This is a genomic window from Nocardia sp. NPDC004711 (genome assembly GCF_053601595.1).
In genome coordinates this window covers 37,285-54,097 of the sequence record NZ_JBSGCB010000041.1, presented here as the reverse complement: position 1 = coordinate 54,097, position 16,813 = coordinate 37,285, and the positions used below count along the sequence as shown (strand labels likewise).

General features: G+C 68.8%; 11 protein-coding genes. 5 read left to right on the top strand and 6 right to left on the bottom strand.

Annotation, left to right across the window (positions count from 1 at the left end; translation table 11 throughout):
- Positions 1–12 precede the first annotated feature (12 nt).
- Positions 13–2,976: an AMP-binding protein gene (locus ACWEKS_RS33830; RefSeq protein WP_452343861.1), complete on the bottom strand. Its 2,964-nt coding sequence runs from the start codon at positions 2,974–2,976 to the stop codon at positions 13–15.
- 366 nt (positions 2,977–3,342) lie between these two features.
- Here ACWEKS_RS33830 and ACWEKS_RS33825 point away from each other — a divergent pair, with 366 nt between their 5' ends.
- The 4 genes from ACWEKS_RS33825 to idi all read left to right on the top strand — a co-directional run bounded on the left by ACWEKS_RS33825 (position 3,343) and on the right by idi (position 8,221).
- Positions 3,343–4,749, top strand: coding sequence for a family 2B encapsulin nanocompartment shell protein (locus tag ACWEKS_RS33825; protein WP_452343860.1), 1,407 nt, complete (start codon positions 3,343–3,345; stop codon positions 4,747–4,749).
- Between the two features lie 15 nt (positions 4,750–4,764).
- Entirely contained in the window at positions 4,765–6,717 is a 1,953-nt protein-coding gene (locus ACWEKS_RS33820) for a family 2 encapsulin nanocompartment cargo protein terpene cyclase (RefSeq protein WP_452343859.1), read from the top strand.
- A gap of 68 nt (positions 6,718–6,785) precedes the next feature.
- On the top strand, positions 6,786–7,658 hold the full coding sequence (locus tag ACWEKS_RS33815; protein ID WP_452343858.1) for a geranyl diphosphate 2-C-methyltransferase: 873 nt from the start codon (positions 6,786–6,788) through the stop codon (positions 7,656–7,658).
- The gene (idi, locus tag ACWEKS_RS33810; RefSeq protein ID WP_452343857.1) at positions 7,655–8,221 is read left to right on the top strand and encodes an isopentenyl-diphosphate Delta-isomerase; all 567 of its coding nucleotides are present in this window, start codon (positions 7,655–7,657) and stop codon (positions 8,219–8,221) included. Before ACWEKS_RS33815 ends, idi begins: the two co-directional genes overlap by 4 nt.
- 37 nt (positions 8,222–8,258) lie before the next feature.
- Here idi and ACWEKS_RS33805 read toward each other — a convergent pair whose 3' ends face one another.
- The 3 genes from ACWEKS_RS33805 to ACWEKS_RS33795 form a co-directional block, all read right to left on the bottom strand.
- Entirely contained in the window at positions 8,259–9,530 is a 1,272-nt protein-coding gene (locus ACWEKS_RS33805) for a globin domain-containing protein (protein WP_452343856.1), read from the bottom strand.
- Positions 9,531–9,538: 8 nt separating this feature from the next.
- Positions 9,539–9,997: an RrF2 family transcriptional regulator gene (locus ACWEKS_RS33800; RefSeq protein ID WP_452343855.1), complete on the bottom strand. Its 459-nt coding sequence runs from the start codon at positions 9,995–9,997 to the stop codon at positions 9,539–9,541.
- Between the two features lie 168 nt (positions 9,998–10,165).
- Complete coding sequence (locus ACWEKS_RS33795; protein ID WP_452343854.1) at positions 10,166–11,656, bottom strand: NCS1 family nucleobase:cation symporter-1; 1,491 nt, start codon at positions 11,654–11,656, stop codon at positions 10,166–10,168.
- A 150-nt stretch (positions 11,657–11,806) separates the two neighbouring features.
- Here ACWEKS_RS33795 and ilvA point away from each other — a divergent pair, with 150 nt between their 5' ends.
- Positions 11,807–13,021: a threonine ammonia-lyase gene (gene ilvA, locus ACWEKS_RS33790; protein WP_452343853.1), complete on the top strand. Its 1,215-nt coding sequence runs from the start codon at positions 11,807–11,809 to the stop codon at positions 13,019–13,021.
- Positions 13,022–13,048: 27 nt separating this feature from the next.
- On the opposite strand, the gene ACWEKS_RS33785 is transcribed toward ilvA, so the two are convergent.
- Together ACWEKS_RS33785 and ACWEKS_RS33780 are read right to left on the bottom strand one after the other, a co-directional pair.
- Positions 13,049–13,372 (bottom strand): DMT family transporter, encoded by a 324-nt coding sequence (locus ACWEKS_RS33785; RefSeq protein ID WP_452343852.1) that lies wholly within the window; start codon positions 13,370–13,372, stop codon positions 13,049–13,051.
- Between the two features lie 386 nt (positions 13,373–13,758).
- Complete coding sequence (locus ACWEKS_RS33780; RefSeq protein WP_452343851.1) at positions 13,759–16,680, bottom strand: ATP-binding protein; 2,922 nt, start codon at positions 16,678–16,680, stop codon at positions 13,759–13,761.
- Between the last annotated feature and the right edge of the window lie 133 nt (positions 16,681–16,813).

The following is a 16,813-nucleotide window of genomic DNA, read 5'->3' as shown; positions in this document are numbered from 1 at the left end:
CGTTCGAGGCGATCAGCCGAACAGGCGCGCGGCGAGGTCGGGGGTGAGGACCTCGTAGGCCTCGGTGGTGCGGTTGTACCACCAGGTGCGGTCGTCGGGTTCGGCGCGGCCCGCAGCCTGCACCGCCCGCGTCGAGGGACGGTAGGTGGAGCTGCGGGGGATGTCGTCCACGACGTAGACGATGTCGGGGCGCTGGTCGGGGGCCAGGGCCCGGACCGCCTCGGTCACATCCTTGGGAGCCAGGCCGAAGCCCGCGCGGACGCTCACCGCGGCGACCGCGAGGATGCAGTCCCCGGCGGGGAGACCGAAGGCCACCTCCATGTCGACGGCGGTGATGTCGTTCAGCACGTCGACGATCGGCTGGGTGTAGACCGGGCCGCGCGGCGTCGGGATGACGGTGTCGCGGCGGTCCATGAGCCAGTAGTCGCCGTCGCTGTCGCGGCGGAAGAGGTTCTCGGTGGGCATCCAGGCGTCGCCGGGGGCGAAGACGCCGCGGAGTCCGCCCGCGGAGAGGTCGACGAGGTCGGAGACGGTGCCGATGAGCAGCCCCACCTCGTTGTCGGCGCAGCGCCGCGCGAAACCGCTGTCGTCGACCAGGATTTCGTCGGTCAGCGGGTCGTAGGCGATGAGTTCGACCTTGGCGGTGCCCGGCACCGGGCGGCCCTTGGAGCCGATCTTGGCGCCGGAGACGTTGGCCAGCACCACATCTCCTTCGATGGAGGCGTAGAACTCCAGCACCTTGGCGGGCGTGAAGCGCTCCTCGGTGCGCCGCCACAGGCCCCTGGGCATTCCGGACCCGATGAACAGGCGGATCGGATGCGCATGCCCGTCGGCGAAGGTGTCGGCGTCGAGGATGTCGCGCAGCATGGTCCAGGTGTAGGTGACCACGGTGACGCCGTAGCGGTGCACCTCCTCGGCGAACCGCGCCGGTTCCAGCGAGCGGGCCAGCGCGATGCGGCTGCCGCCGGCCACCGCGCCACCCAGACTCACCAGCAATCCGGACGAATGGTACAGCGGCGCAAGGCAGTACACGGTGTCGTGGCGGCTCAGATTCGCCGCCGACGCGGTGCCGAAGGCCGACAGCGCCCAGCGGTGATTGGTGACCTGCTTGACGTCGAACTTGTCGCCGGTGCCGGTGACCAGGATGAAGGCCAGCTCGCGCGCCAGGCCCGGATCCGGCCGGTACCAGGCGGGCAGCTCCACCTGCGCCGGGTCGATCTGTTCCAGGTCGACCACATCGGCGCCCGGCGGAATGTCGAGGACACGGGTATTGCCGCCGCCCAGCACCAGCACCCGGTGACCGGTGGCGGCCGCGCTGGCGAGGTTCTCCGGATCGGCGATGAGCAGCCTGGTCCCGGTCAGGTCCGCGACCTTGGAGAGTTCGCTCCCCGGCGCCAGCAGCACCGCGACCGCGCCCAGCCGCGACAGCGCGGCGATGGAGGCCAGCGCGCTCGGCCGGGTCTCCATGACCACCCCGACCCGGGTGGCCGGCCGCACGCCGACGGAGATCAGCCCGCGCACCACATTGTCGATGCGCTCGTTGACCGCCTCCTGGGTGTGCACGCGGTCGTCGAACACGAACAGATCGCGCTGCGGCGCGCGCTGCGCCTGCTCGGCGACCAAGCGGCCCAGCGAGATTCGAGTATGCGGCTGGATCATGCCCAGCCGGGTCAGCCGGGGCAGCGCGCGGGCGGCCTCGCTGGTGAGTTCGACCGTACCGCGCAGCGTCTGCCCGGCCACGCCCTCGATGGTCTTGCCGACGCTGGTTCCGGCCTCGGCCAGCGTGCCGAGGGCGTGCACGACCCGGGTGAGCCCGGTGCGCGGGCCATTGCGGACCACCTCGGTGCTCATGCGCTGGACCTGCTCGGGCAGTTCGCCGCGGCCGCTGAGGTAGTTGACCCAGTCGCGCACCACGGGCCAGGTCTGCTTGGTGGCGGTGGAGCCCGACACCAGCCCGAAATGCCCTGCCACAATGCTGGTCTCGTACACGTCGGCATTGGGCGCCGCGTGCACGATGCCGCGCACGGCGGCGGGCTGGCCGATGTCGTCGACCTCGCCGACGAAGGCCAGGATCGGGCACTTGATCTCCGCCAGCGAGATGAGCTGATCACGGATCACGAAGCCGCCCAGCATCATTCGATTGTGCTTGACGAACTGCTGGAGCAGGTCGGTGAGCGCGGGACCGGGGTAGCCGAGCCAGCCGTCGACCTCGAGGAAGCGGCGCTGACGCTCCTTGGGCAGCAGCGCCTCACGGTTGTGCAGCTGGCGCAGGAAGTCGATGCGGGCGCGGGCGGTCTTGACCGGGTCCAGGGCCTGGAAGCCCAGGCGCACCATGGAATCGGTGATGGGCAGCCGGTTCAGCACGTGATCGGTGAGGAAGTCGGCGGCGTCGGAGACCAGCCCGTGCGGTAGGCCGAAGGGCATGCCCGCGACGGCGTCGACCGGGCTGCCGAAGGTCACGATGGACTCGACGCCCTTGCCGTAGCGGTAGGCCGCGGTCTGGTAGGCGAACATGCCGCCCTGCGAGTACCCCATGAGATGCACGGCGCGGCCGGTGATTTCGGTGACGGTGTCGATGGCGCTCGAGACCGCCAGCACGTGGTCGGCCAGATCCCGGTCCCAGCCGCCCTCCTCGGTGGCCGGTGAGCCGAAATCGACCACCCAGCAATCTATTCCGCCCTGGTGCAGAATGCCGACCGCCCCATCGGCGGCATTCACGTCCCAGATCTCGGCGGTCACCATGATGGGCGGCACCAGCACCACAACCGGACGCTCCGCCCCGGTGTCGTCCGGGAAGTAGTGGCGCAGGCGGTACATCCGCTTCCGCTCCACCACCTCGTACGGCGACGATTCGATGTCGTGAACCAGTCCCCCGAACCGGATCACCTCGAGCCCGTTCTGTGCGGTCGCGACGAGTCGCTCGATCGGACCCACCACGGACCTCGTATTGAATTTCACGGCTTCTCTCCCAGACATTTCCTGGCCTTGACCAGCGTCACCCGCCCCGACGCGTCGCGATGAGCTTGCCATATGTCCACCCTACTGCGCTGGCGCTGTGACCAGCACCATGCGGGCTACGCGTGGCGGAGCGATCCGGGCCCGCGCCGAAGCAAACCGGCCGTTCGGGGTTTACGGGATACAGCAACATGCCAGGCATCATGTTTTGGCATTTCGGCGCGTCGGGTGATCCGGGGCTCTACCATCGGAATCGCTGGAATCGCACTGTCGCGCTTGTCAATTCACTCACTTGACTAATTCACGCAGGCCCCGCTCGGGTCTGCTGTTTCGCCGTGGACTCCACCGCCTCCCGTCGCGGTGGCCCTTCGAGGTGAGGACCGCAGCATGACCATCGAAATGCCCCTTCAGACCGAAAACGGCCAGCGCAAATCCCTCAGTACCGCTGCCGCCCACCAGCTGGCACACACCACCAAATCCGAACCGCAGATGCAGGGCATCAGCTCCCGCTGGCTGACCCGTTCGCTGCCATGGAGCCAGGTGAAGGGCGGTATCTACCGCGTCAACCGGCGCCTCACGCACACCGTCGGCAACGGCGAGGTGGAGTACGTCATCAACGGCCCGCACGCCCGGGTCATCCCGCTCGAACTGCAGGAGCTGCCGCAGCTGCGCGGGTTCGCGGACGAGGAGATCCTGGCCACCGTGGCCGGCCGCTTCGAACAGCGGGATCTGCCCGCCGGCACCGTGGTCGCCGAGTTCGGCAACCCGATGGACCAGGTGCTGCTGATCGTGCACGGCAAGCTCTCCAAGATCGGCACGGGCGAGTACGGCGAGACCACCAGGCTGGGCATGCTGGGCGGCGGCGACTACTTCGGCGATCAGACCCTCACCGATCCGGACGCGATCTGGCCGGTCACCATCAAGACGGTCACGCCCACCACCATGCTGGTGCTCGCCCGCTCCACCGTGAACCAGCTGACCGAGAACATTCCGGCACTGGCAGAACACCTTTCCGCCGTGGCACAGGCCCCGGCGCTGCCGCAGAACAAATACGGCGAGGCCGAGATCGTGATCTCCTCCGGCCACTCCGGGGAGCCGATGCTCGAGGGCACCTACGTCGACTACGACGATCAGCCCCGCGAGTACGAACTCAGCCTGGCCCAGTCGGTGCTGCGCGTGCACACCCGTGTCGCCGACCTGTTCAACGACCCGATGGATCAGATCGAGCAGCAGCTGCGCCTGACCATCGAGGCCCTCTACGAGCGCCGCGAGTACGACCTGGTCAACAATCCGGACTTCGGCCTGCTCAACAACTGTGACCTGAAACAGCGCATCTACACCGAGTCCGGCGCGCCCACTCCGGACGATATGGACGAGCTGCTCTCCATGCGCCGCAGCACCAAGCTGTTCCTGGCGCACCCCAAGGCGATTGCCGCGTTCGGGCGCGAATGCTCCAAGCGCGGAATCTATCCCGACCCGGTGGAGGTGGACGGCCACCGCGTGCCCGCCTGGCGCGGGGTGCCGATCTTCCCGTGCGGCAAGATCCCGGTCAGCGGCACCCAGACCACGTCGATTCTCGCCATGCGCACCGGCGAGAAGGACCAGGGTGTGATCGGCTTGCACCAGACCGGAATTCCGGACGAGTACGAGCCCAGCCTGAACGTCCGGTTCAAGGGCATCGACGATCAGTCGATCATCTCCTACCTGGTCAGCTGCTACTACTCGGCCGCCGTCCTGGTCCCCGATGCGCTCGGCATTCTCGACAATGTGCTGGTCGCCCGTCAGTCCGACTGAGCGAGGTGTCCCGTCATGTCGGTGCTCTCACGCGCCGCGGCCCCGCCTGCCACCCATGAGGTGGCGGCGGCCGTCGCCGCCCTGCTGACCAACCTCGACACCACCGCGCCCCAAACCCTGCTCGCGGCAACCAAAGCCCTCTCCGCCCTGGAATCCATTGCCGCCCTCGGTGATGATCCCCGCCTCGGCGCCTCCGACGCCGCCGAGGCGCACTCCCCCCGACGGCTGCTCGGCCCCTCCGGCCTCGGGGCCCCGAGCCTCCGCGTGAACCTACCCACCCCCCAGGTGATCACGGAGCTCGCGGGACAGGCATCGCGTCCGCCGTCGCCTGCCGGCGGCGCGGTGCCGACCCCCAGACTCCCGACCGCGCCACTCGCCCAACCCCTCCGCCCCATCCCCCGCACCCTGGGCACCGGCCGTCTCCCCTCCCCACCGGCCGAAACCCATGCCGCGGAACAGAGCTCGCCCGGCTCGGCAGCGCGGCGGGTTGCGAAGGGCCCCACCGGAATCGGCACGACCTCGGCATTTCGCCGAGGCGGGGTGTCCGGTGGCTCCACACCGGTCGCGCCGACTTCGCCTGCGGCACGGGCGGACACCGTGGTTCGGGCCGATGCGGTGGCTCCGGCTGCAGCCACCTCGATGGCCGCCGATCCGGAGGGTGTCGGTCCCGCCGATGCGGCGGCGGTCAGGCCGGCGCACAAACGGTCCGCCGGGCAGATCGCGGATGCCGTTCGGGCGGTTCCGACTTCGGCGGCCGCTCGGCCCGGTGCTCCCGGCGTAGATCCCGGGCAGACCCTCGATCCGGTGTGGGACCTCGGGTCGATCACCGAGCTGACTCGTGGGATTCCGGGCTCCACGGCGGTCGAGCCGGGTACCACCATGTCGGCCGGGGCATCGGAGGCCGCGAGTTCCACTGGGGCCGAGCGGGTTTCGCATGGTCCGAGTGGCATCGGGACCGGATCGGTGCGGCGGGCGCAGGGGGCGGCTATTCCCGCGCTCTACTGTCCGCCGCCGGTGCGGGACAATCCGGCGCTGGCGGAGGCGGTGAATTTCGGGATCATCGCCTGGGCCCAGGAGATCGGGCTGTACGAGGGGCGGCTGGATGATCTGCGGAAGGCCGACTTCGGACGGCTGATCATGCTGGCGCATCCGGATTGCGATGACGCGGATCGCTTGCTGGCGGCGGCCAAGTGCGCGGTGTCGGAGTGGTCGGTGGACGACTACTACTGCGAGGAGGACGCCAGCGATATCGCGCCGGACGGCAGCAGGTCCAGCGCGGAGGCCGAGCTCGGGCCGCGGCTCGAATTGGCCGCCGCCGCCATGGATCCCGTGCACCTGCCACCGCGATACCAGGTCAAGGTGGAGGAGGCCATGCAGAGCGATCCGATTCTGCGGGCATTCCGGACCTCCTTCGAGCACCTGTCGCGATTCGCCACCCCGACCCAGGTGGCGCGCCTGCGCACCGAGATCGCGGGCTGGTTCATCGCTTTGGGCGCCGAAGCGGGGTGGCGCGCGGCGGGCCGCATGCCACCGGTCTGGGAATACCTGCTGAACCGGCAACCGCACAGCTTCCTGCCCTGCATGGCCCCGATCGACGCGGTCGGCGGCTACGAGGTGCCGGCCGCGGAGTACACCGATCCGCGGGTGCGCCGGGTGGTCACCACCGCCGCGCTGGCCAGCCAGATGGTCAACGACCTCTACTCCATGGCACGCGAAGACCTCTCCGGCGGAAGGGAATTCAACCTCCCCACCGTGCTCGCCGCCGAGGAGCAGTGCTCCCGCCGCCAGGCCGTCCAGCGCACCGCGGAGGTCCACGACGAGCTGGTGCACCGCTTCGAGGCCGAGGCGGGCGCCCTCGCCGCGGCCGGCTCCCCGGAGCTGCGCCGCTTCCTGACCGGCCTGTGGGCCTGGATGGGCGGCAACCGGGCCTGGCACGCGGACAGCCGCCGCTACAACGAAACCCCGTGATTCACCTCACCCTTCGATGCGCGCAGTACTTCCAGCGTCATATCACCCATTCGAGAGGATGACCTGCCATGACCGCGCTCCACCCCCGGCCGGATGCCGTGCTGAAGACCGAATACCAGAAATCGGTCGCGTCCTACTGGAACAACAATCCCAATGATGATCGCGTCAACACCAAGCTCGGCGAGGTGGACGGGCTCTATCACCATCACTACGGCATCGGCCAGCCGGACCTGTCGGTCCTGGAAGGCCCCGAGGAGACCCGGCAGGACCGGATCGTCAAGGAGCTGCACCGCCTGGAGACCGCGCAGGCCGACGTCCTGCTCGACCAGCTCGGCGACGTCCGCCCCGGCGACCGGCTGATGGACGGCGGGTCCGGCCGCGGCGGCACCAGTTTCATGGCCAACCAGCGCTTCGGCTGTGAGGTGGACGGCGTCACCATCTCCGAATACCAGGTGGGTTTCGCCAATGAGCAGGCCCGCGAGCGCGGCGTCTCCGACAAGGTGCGCTTCCACTTCAAGAACATGCTCGACACCGGTTTCGACTCCGGCTCCCGGCGCGGCATCTGGACCAATGAAACCACCATGTACGTGGACCTTGTCGAGCTGTTCGCGGAGTTCTCCCGCCTGCTCGAGCCGGGCGGCCGCTACGTCTGCATCACCGGCTGCTCCAATGACGTGTTCGGCGCCCGTTCGGCCTCGGTGAGCTGGATCGACGCCCACTACGGCTGCAATATCCATCCGCGCAGCCGCTACTTCCAGGCGCTGGCCGCCAGCGGCCTGGTCCCCATCGCGGTCACCGACCTCACCCCCGCGACCATCCCCTACTGGGAGCTGCGCACCCGGTCCGAACTCGCGACCGGCGTCGAGAAACCCTTCCTGACCTCGTACAAGGAGGGCAGCTTCCAGTACCTGATGATCACCGCCGATAAGGTGGTTAGGTGACCGGCACCCTCGACGCATCCGACACCACCCCGGTGGTGGACCGTGAGACCCTGCTCGTCGAACTGGTCGACGAGCAGGGCCGGGCGCGGGGTTCGCTGTCGGTGGCCGCTGCCCACACCGCGCCCGGACGGCTGCATCGGGCCTTCTCGGTGTTGCTGTTCGATGCCGCCGGGCGAGTGCTGCTGCAGCAGCGGGCGGGCGTGAAGACGCGCTTTCCGCTGCTGTGGACCAACACCTGCTGCGGGCATCCGGCGCCGGGGCAGGCGGTGGTGGAGGCGGCCGCCAAACGGCTGCACGAGGAACTCGGCATCACCGCCGAGCTGTCCGAGGCCGGCACCTTCACCTACCAGGCCACCGATCCGAATACCGGCCGCGTCGAGTTCGAATTCGATCACGTCCTGATCGGACGCCTGGAAGACACCGCGCCGCACCCGAACCCGGACGAGGTCGCCGATACCGCGTGGATCCGGCCGGACACCCTCGCCGAGAACGTGGCGGCGGAACCCGCGCGCTACACCCCGTGGCTGAGCGGAGTGCTGCGGATCATCGCGGCGCACGGCTAGCCGGTCGACCGCGGCCAGGGGTCGATGCCGCCCGCGGTCAGGCGAGGGCGGGCTGCTGATCGGCGTCGAGCAACCAGTCGTTCGGCGCGAAGAGCTCGAAATGGACTCGGTCCGAAGGGATTCCGGCGGACATGAGCTGGGCGCGGACGTACTGCAGGAAGCCGGTGCCACCGCACAGGTAGTAGTCCGCGTCCTCGGGCAGATCGACCCGGGTCACGTCCAGCAACCCGTGGCCGTCGGCCTCGTACCAGGCGCGGAAGTACACGTCCGCCAACCGGTGGGCGAGCGCGTCGACCGTCTCGCGCAGGGGGTGCGCGGTGGTGGAGCGGTCGGCGTGCAGGATGACGGTCCGGCGCGTGGGGGTTTCGGCCGCCAGGTATTCCAGGATTCCCGCCATCGGGGTGACGCCGATGCCCGCGGAGATGAGCACGACCGGCGTGGTGGCCTCGGTGTCGATGGTGAGATCGCCGAAAGGCAGCGTGATTTCGAGGGTGTCGCCCGCGCCGACGGTGTCGTGCAGCCAGTTCGAGACCTCACCGGCCGGCGTGTCCGCGTCGGCGAGCACCTTCCGCACGGTGAAGGCGAGCCGGCCGTCACCGCCGCGATTGATCAGGCTGTACTGACGCAGCTGTCGGGCGCCGTCGGGCAGCCGCGCGCCGACCGAGATGTACTGTCCCGGAATGAATCCCGGCAGCGGTGCGGACGGATCGGCGGACTCGACCACGAAGGTGGCCACGCCCGACGGGTCGTCGATGCGCTGCACCACCCGGGTCTCGCGGAACACGTCGCCGGGCGCGACGCCCGCGGCGTCGTAGAGCTCCCGCTCGAAATCGATGAGCGTGGTGGCCATCAGCCAGTACACGCGATCCCAGGCCGCGGCGATCTCCGGGGTCACCACGTCCGCGCCCAGCACCTCGACGATGGCGGCGAACAGATGCTCGTGGACGATGCGGTATTCGGGCTCGGTGACCCCCAGCGAGGCGTGTTTGTGGCCGATGCGGGCCAGCAGTTCCCGCGGGTGCGGCAGGCCGGGGTCGACGAGGTGGGTGGCGAACACGGCGATGGAGGCGGCGAGCGCCTTCTGCTGTGCGCCCTGATGCTGGTTGCCGCGGTTGAAGCGGTCGCGCAGCAGCTCGGGATGGGCGGCGAACATCTTGGTGTAGAACAGCGGGGTGATCTGGTCGATGTGCGCGGCCACCAACGGCAGGGTCGCGCGGATCACCTCGGCGTGCTCGGCCCCAAGACCTTGGGTAGTGGATTCAGCCAGCTCGGGGAAAGTGTGCAGCGTGGAATCCGGCGCGAGCCTCATGAGGTCTCCTAGGTGTCGATGAGTGAAGCCGCCGGGAATACCGGCATATACAGCAGTTCCACGGTGCGCTGATCCACCAGATCGGACAGGACGTACCGATCGAGTTCGGCGTAGAAGGCGTTCTGCGCGGTAGCAAGGACGCCCCGCAAACGGCACGCATTCGCCAATGGGCACGGATTGTCGCCGCCACACTCGATGACTTCGTTATCACATTCGAGTTGCCGAACAATAGTGCCGATGGTGGTTTTTTTACCTGCCTCGGTCAGGAAGATCCCGCCGGTGCGTCCGCGCTGGGACTCGACATAGCCCAGTTCGGCGAGCCGGGAGATGGCTTTGGCAACGTAGTTCTCGGAAGCATTCACCTGTCGCGCAATCAGTTTGACGGTGACTCTTTCCTCGGCATCACTGCTGACCGCCAGGCGCATGAGCGACCGCAAGCCGAGATCGGTGAACCGGGAGAGCTGCATGGGCCCAACGGTACTTATTCCGATTGGGAAAAGCAGGTTTTCCCGCTGTGCGCTTTAATACGTGAATCCGTGCGGAATATGTTACGCCGGACACATTTTCAGGAGACGGTCTATAACTTATCCGGCAAATCCCTGGCAGCGACCGGCATCGCTGCCAGGGATATCCCCTCAGGCTTCGACCATGAGCGTCGTGCGGGTGGCCAGCGCGTAGTAGATGACCAGCGCCAGACCGCATCCGATGAACCAGCTGTACTCGGCCGCGGTGTGCATGCCGTAGACGTCCTTGGCCAGCACCGGGAACACCGCCGCGATCGCGCCGATCACGGTGGCGATCACCGCGACCGGATTGAATCCGTTGCGGTACCAGTACTTTCCGCGCTCGGCCATGGTGAACAGATCGTCCACCACGATGGTCCGCTTGCGCACCAGGTAGTAGTCGGCGATGAGCACCCCGAACAGCGGGCCGATGAACGCGCCCAGCACCTCGAGGGTGTAGTGGATGACGTCCGGGTTGTTGTACAGGTTCCACGGCGTGATCAGCACCGACCCGACCGCGGCGATCATCCCGCCCATGCGCCAGCTGATCTTCTGCGGACTCACGTGCGAGAAGTCGAAGGCCGGGGAGATGAAGTTGGCGACGATATTGATGCCGACGGTGGCGATGGTGAAGGTCAGCGCGCCCAGCACGATGGCGAAGGTGGAGTCGATGCGCGAGACGGTCTCGACCGGATCGGTGATGAGCTCGCCGTACACCGGGATGGTCAGCGACGCGGTGATCACCACCAGCAGCGAGAACGCCAGGAAGTTGACCGGCAGCCCGAGCAGATTGCCGCGCTTCACCGCCGCCATGGACTTGCTGTAGCGGGAGAAGTCACCGAAGTTCAGCATCGGCCCGCAGAAGTAGGACACCACCAGCGCGATCGCGCCCAGGACCACGGGCAGCGCGTCCCAGCCGTGGTACTTCACCGCGCCCAGCTGCAGGTCGATGGCGCTCCAGCCGGCTTTGTAGATCAGGTAGCCGCACAGGAAGAACATGACGACATACACGGCGGGACCGCAGAAGTCGATGAACTTGCGGATGGACTCCATGCCCTGCCAGAACACGGCCGCCTGCACCACCCACAGCACCAGGTAGGCGCACCAGCCCAGCAGCGACAGGCCGAGGAAACCGTAGTCGCCGGATTTCGCGTACGGCGCCAGGCTCGGGAAGAGCTTGACCGCCACCACGATCAGCGCCGCCGAGGCCAGGTAGGTCTGAATCCCGTACCAGGCCACCGCGATCAGGCCGCGGATGATGGCCGGGATGTTCGCGCCCTTCACGCCGAAGGCGCTGCGGCACATGACCGGATACGGCACGCCCGCCCGCTGGCTGGGCGCGGCCACCAGATTGCACAGGAAATATACGATCGTGATGCCGATGAGCAGGGCGGCCAGCACCTGCCAGCCGGCCAGGCCGAGGGCGAAAAGGCTGCCCGCCGTGACGTATCCGCCGACGCTGTGCACATCCGACATCCAGAAGGCGAAGATGTGGTACGAGCCCCAGGTCTGTTTCTTCAGGGGGGCGAGATCGTCATTGGTGAGCCTGGGGTCGTAATCTGGAGCGGGTGTCGCCGCGGCGGGCTCCGCGCCCGCCGACGCGGGGGTGACGATGTCGGTCATGGGGTGTATCCGATCCGAAAGCCGATGATGGTGGGCTCAAGGTAGGAACGAGCCGTTCCCCGTGGATTGCTTTTCGGTTTCCGGGTTATTGCGTGATCCATATATCTTTCGCGAACGACAGGCGCGTGAATACCTGGCAACATGGCCCGCATGGAGCTCATGGCGCGGATCGAAGCGGCGGCGACCCTGCTGACACCGGTGATTCGGCGGACTCCCGTGGTGGCCTCGCGGGTGCTGTCGGAACGCATCGGGCACGAGGTCTGGCTGAAGTGCGAGAACCTGCAGCGCACGGGATCGTTCAAGCCGCGCGGCGCCTACAACCGGATCGCCAATCTGTCCGCGGCCGAGCGGGCACACGGGGTGGTGGCGGCCAGCGCGGGCAATCACGCGCAGGGGGTGGCGTGGGCGGCGACCTCGCTCGGGATCGACGCCACGGTATTCATGCCGGTGGGTGCGGCGCTGCCGAAACTGGTGGCCACCAGGGCCTACGGCGCGACCGTGCACCAGGTGGGCGACACCATCGACCAATCACTCGCCGCCGCACGGGATTTCGCGGAACGCACCGGGGCGACGCTGGTGCACCCGTTCGATCACATCGACATCGTGGCCGGGCAGGCGACGGTCGGGCTCGAAATCCTCGACCAGCTCCCGGATGTCGGCACGGTGCTGGTGCCGACGGGCGGCGGCGGCCTGCTCGCGGGGGTGGCCGCGGCGGTGCAGCGGCTGAAGCCGCAGGTCCGGGTGATCGGTGTGCAGGCCGCCGAGGCGGCCGCCTGGCCCGCCTCGCTCGCGGCCGGGAAGCCGGTGGCGCTGGAACAGATGTCCACCATGGCCGACGGCATCGCGGTGGGCCGGCCCGGTGAGGTGCCGTTCGAGCACATCGTGGACAGCGCGCCCACCATCGTCACCGTCGACGAGGATGCGCTGTCCAAGGCGCTGCTGCTGTGTATGGAGCGGGCCAAGCTGATCGTCGAGCCCGCGGGCGCGGCGGGCGTCGCGGCGCTGATGGCCTGCAGCCCAGCCGAACTCGCGCTGGAGGGCCCGGTCTGCGCCATCCTCTCCGGCGGCAATATCGACCCGCTGCTGCTGACCCGCGTGATCGGCCACGGACTCAGCGCCGCCGGCCGCTACCTCGCCGCCCGCGTCACCATCTCCGACCGTCCCGGCAGCCTGTCCCGCCTGCTCGCCGAGCTCGGCCGCACCGGCGCCAGCGTCCTCGACGTGGTCCACTCCCGCACCGGCGCCTGGCTCGCCATCGACGAGGTCGAGGTGCTGCTCACCCTCGAAACCCGCGGCCCCGCCCACCGCGACGAGATGCTCACCGCCCTCGCGGACGCTGGATACCTGGTGCGCGTGCAGGATTGACGACACCGGAGGGCGCACTACCCACGGTCAGTGCGCCCCACCGAGTTCCAGCGCCAGCACCCCCGCGATCACCAGCACGATCCCCCCGATCTGCACCGCCGTGATCCCCTCGTCCAGGAACAACGCCCCGATGGTCGCCACCGCCACCACCCCCACCGCCGACCAGATCCCATACGCCACCCCGATGGTCATCCCCCGCTGCAAAGCCCGCGACAGAAAATAGAACGCTGCCCCATACCCGATCACCACGATGATCGAAGGCACCAGCCTGCTGAACCCTTCCGAGATCTTGAGCGAAACAGTCGCCGTCACCTCACACGCAATAGCCAACGCCAGCAACAACAAGGTCATAACCGCACAATAGCCAACCTTCCTCCCGCCTCCGGCAACCGATGAAACTCGACGCTCAGCCGCAACTCCAGCACCTCGGCAAACCGCTCGAGCATCGGAGTGGTCGGTATGGTGCCCCGGCCTCGAACCTCGCCACCGCAGGTTGCTTCAGCCCGGCCCGATCCGCGAGTTCGGACCGAGTAGGACCGAGCTCTTCCCGCCCTGCCACCGGCTTTGATCAACCGCCGCTGCACGTTGTTGCCGCACGGTCGCTGAGGCTGTCGATCGTCATTTCGCGACTTGCCCGCCGGGTTGACCGGGTGGGTTTCCGCACCTCCACGCTCAGCGGGCAAAGAAGGTCACGTCGTTGCCCGGGGCAGCGGGGCAGAATACGCGGTGCTGAACAGTCAGAGGTGCACGAGTGCGGTCATCGGGGACACACCCAGGGTGGTGAGCATGGCGGCGCCCTCGGTGGCGTCCGCGCCACCGGCGAGGATCCGGGTCCGGGCCGACTGGTAGACGCAACCCGCGGCCTCGAAGGTGGTTGCGGTGGACAGCAAACGGTCCCGGTCCTTGGCCAGTAGGGCCTCGGCTCGGTCGATGATGGCCGTGGCCACCGGGTTTCCGGCGACCTCGGTGCGCGCCTGCGCGAGATCGCCTGATGCGGCGGTGTTCCCGGTCATGGCGGCGGCCTCGGCGTGCAGGGCCAGGTACCACGGCAGCCACGCGCCGGTCACCCGGGTGCGCGCCTCGGCCGGGGTCAGTTCGGTGCGTTCCAGCGCGTCCTCCGGCTGGCCGTGGTGCAGCATGAGCAGTGCGTCGAAAACGGCCTGGTAGCCATCGGCATCCGTGGCCGGGGTGTCGAGTTGCTGGAGTACGCCGGTCCATTCGCGTTCGGCGGCGTAGTCGTCGCGCAGGCCGTGGATCATGCGCACCCCGGCTACGGCCGCGCCGAGCGCCGAGCGGGCCGGGCGCTCCTCGCGATGCCAGGCCTCGAGGAAGCGTGCGCTGTGGGCGAGGACGTCATCGACATTGCCCGCCAGCGCATCCGCCACCAGCAGGCGGCTGGTCGCGGTGTGTCCGACCTCGGCCAGCATCGGATGCTCGGCGAGCTGCCGTCCCCAGCGGCGCGCTCCGGCCAGATCGCCCGCCCCGAGACCGAATTCGGTGGCCTGGCCGAGCGCGTCGATCAGTTCGTGGGTACCGACCGGGTTGTCCGGCGTGGTCGAGAGCAGCCGGATGCGCCGCCGTGCGGTGGCCGCGGCGGCGCGCAATTCGCCAGCTCGGCTCTGAGCGGCGGCGAGAGTATCGAGGGCAGCGGATTCGGCGAACGGGTCACGGGTGCCGTGCGTGAGCTCGACAGCTCGCTCCGCACTCGAAACCGCCTCCGGTGCAGGAACATCGGTAACACCCTGCGGCGCACCGAAGGGATTGGCGAGAACGACGGCCTCGGCCAGTGCGATGGCAGCCCGAGCAGCCTCCGCCCGAGCCGGATCAATCGTGACAGCCCCGGACCGAGCGATATCGGCCTGAGCAGCGGAATCCTCCACGGTATCCGCCCCCGCCGCAACGGCCGACGCGATATCGGCCGGAGCGGCGGACGTCGGCGCGGCGGCAAGGCGGCGCGCCTCGGCGATGAGTGCGACCAGATCCTCGCGGGCCGGGACGCGCTCGAACCTGCCCCAGAATCGGTAGGCGGAGGCCGCCGCGGTCGCCAGGTCGATGGATGCCCCCGCGGAATCCGCTGCGCGCTGGGCGAATTCGGCGGCGGCGTGGTGCAGGCGGTACATGTCGTCACCGTTCCCCTGGCAACCGGCTGCGGCCGCGGCGTGCCGCAGCAATTCCGCGGCGGCGGAAGGGTCGTCGGCAAGATAGGCGGCCTGCTCGTAGCGCCATTGGGATTCGCCGGTGAGATGCCGGGTGAACATCAGGGGCGCCAGTAACCGCGCCAGGCCGTAGGCGTCGCTTCGGCGGTCGGGTTGTTCGCAGGCCCAGCCGAGGGCGGCGCGGAAATCGTCTGCGGCGGCATCGAATCGGGCCCGCCAGTCGGCGCGCACCACCGAGAGGTCGCCCGCCTCGGCCAGGCACCAGCGCAGATGCCCGGCGCGGGCGTCGGTCACCTCGCGGGCCGCCTCGAGTTGTTCGAGCCCGTATTGCCGGATGGTCTCCAGCGCGCGGAATTGGGTACCGGTCGGCGTATCGGTCACCACCAGCAGGCTCTGTTCGACCAGTCGCGCCAATCCGGCTGCCACCGCGCCCTTGTCGAGGCCCGCCGCGTGGGCCGCCGCCTCGACGGGGAACGAGGTCATGAACACCGAGACCCGCCGCAGCAACATCCGGTCCTCGGGCCCGAGCAGGGCGTGGCTCCAGTCCAGGGCCGCGCGCACCGAGCGATGCCGGTCGTCGGCGCGGGCGCCGCCGGAGAGCATGCGCAGCTGATCGTCCAAACCGGCGGCGAGACCGTCCAATCCGAGCATGGTCCAGCGGGCGGCCGCCAGCTCGATGGCCAGCGCCACGCCGTCGAGGCGTTCGCAGAAGGTCGCGACCTGGTCGCGCATGGCGTGGTTGGGCGGCCAGCCGCCCGCCGCCGCGCGATCCATGAACAGGGCGACCGCGTCCGAATCGCCGTCCCCGGCAAGCGACATCGGCGGGACGGTGTACACGCGCTCGAACGGCACCATCAGCCGCGCGCGGCTGGTGGCCAGCACGCTCATACCCGGGCACGCCGCCAGCAACTGCTCCACGAAGGGGGCGACGCCGTCCCGCACGTGTTCGCAATTGTCCAGCACCAGCAGTGCGTTCCGGTCGGCGAGCGCGGCCAGCACGGCGCGGTCGAAGCCGCGGCCGGGCTGCTCACCGATGCCGAGTGCCATGGCGACGGTGCCCGCGACCACACACATATCCGGGCTGGCGATCGGCACCAGGTCGACGAACCACACGCCGTCGGCGAAGTCGGCGGCCACGTCCGCGACCACCGCCAGGGCGAGCCGGGTCTTGCCGACGCCGCCGGGTCCGACCGCGGTCACCTGCCGCTGCGTCTTGATCAGTTCCGTGAGCTCGGCCCGCTCCCGGGCGCGACCGATGAACGAGGTCAACGGTTTCGGCAACGCCGGCGCGGGTCGCGGACCGGCGGCGCGGGTCGCGGCGGCGTGCAGGGCCAGGGCCCGCCGGTCGGGCATATCCAGTTTCCGCAGCAGCGAGGACACGTGGCTCTCCACCGTGCGCACCGAGATGAACAGTCGCGCACCGATCTCGGCATTACTGAGGTGCTCGCCCACCAGGGTCAGCACTTCCGCCTCGCGAGTGGAGATTTCCGACGTCACAGCCATGAATTCAGTCTGCCGCATCGGTCGCCGGAAGACGGTACCGATGGGCTCGGTGTGGCTCTCCGTGGTGGATTCCGTGGTCACCACGGATGTGACCGAGGGGCCCCGAGAGCGAAGCTGAATGCACACCGGGTTC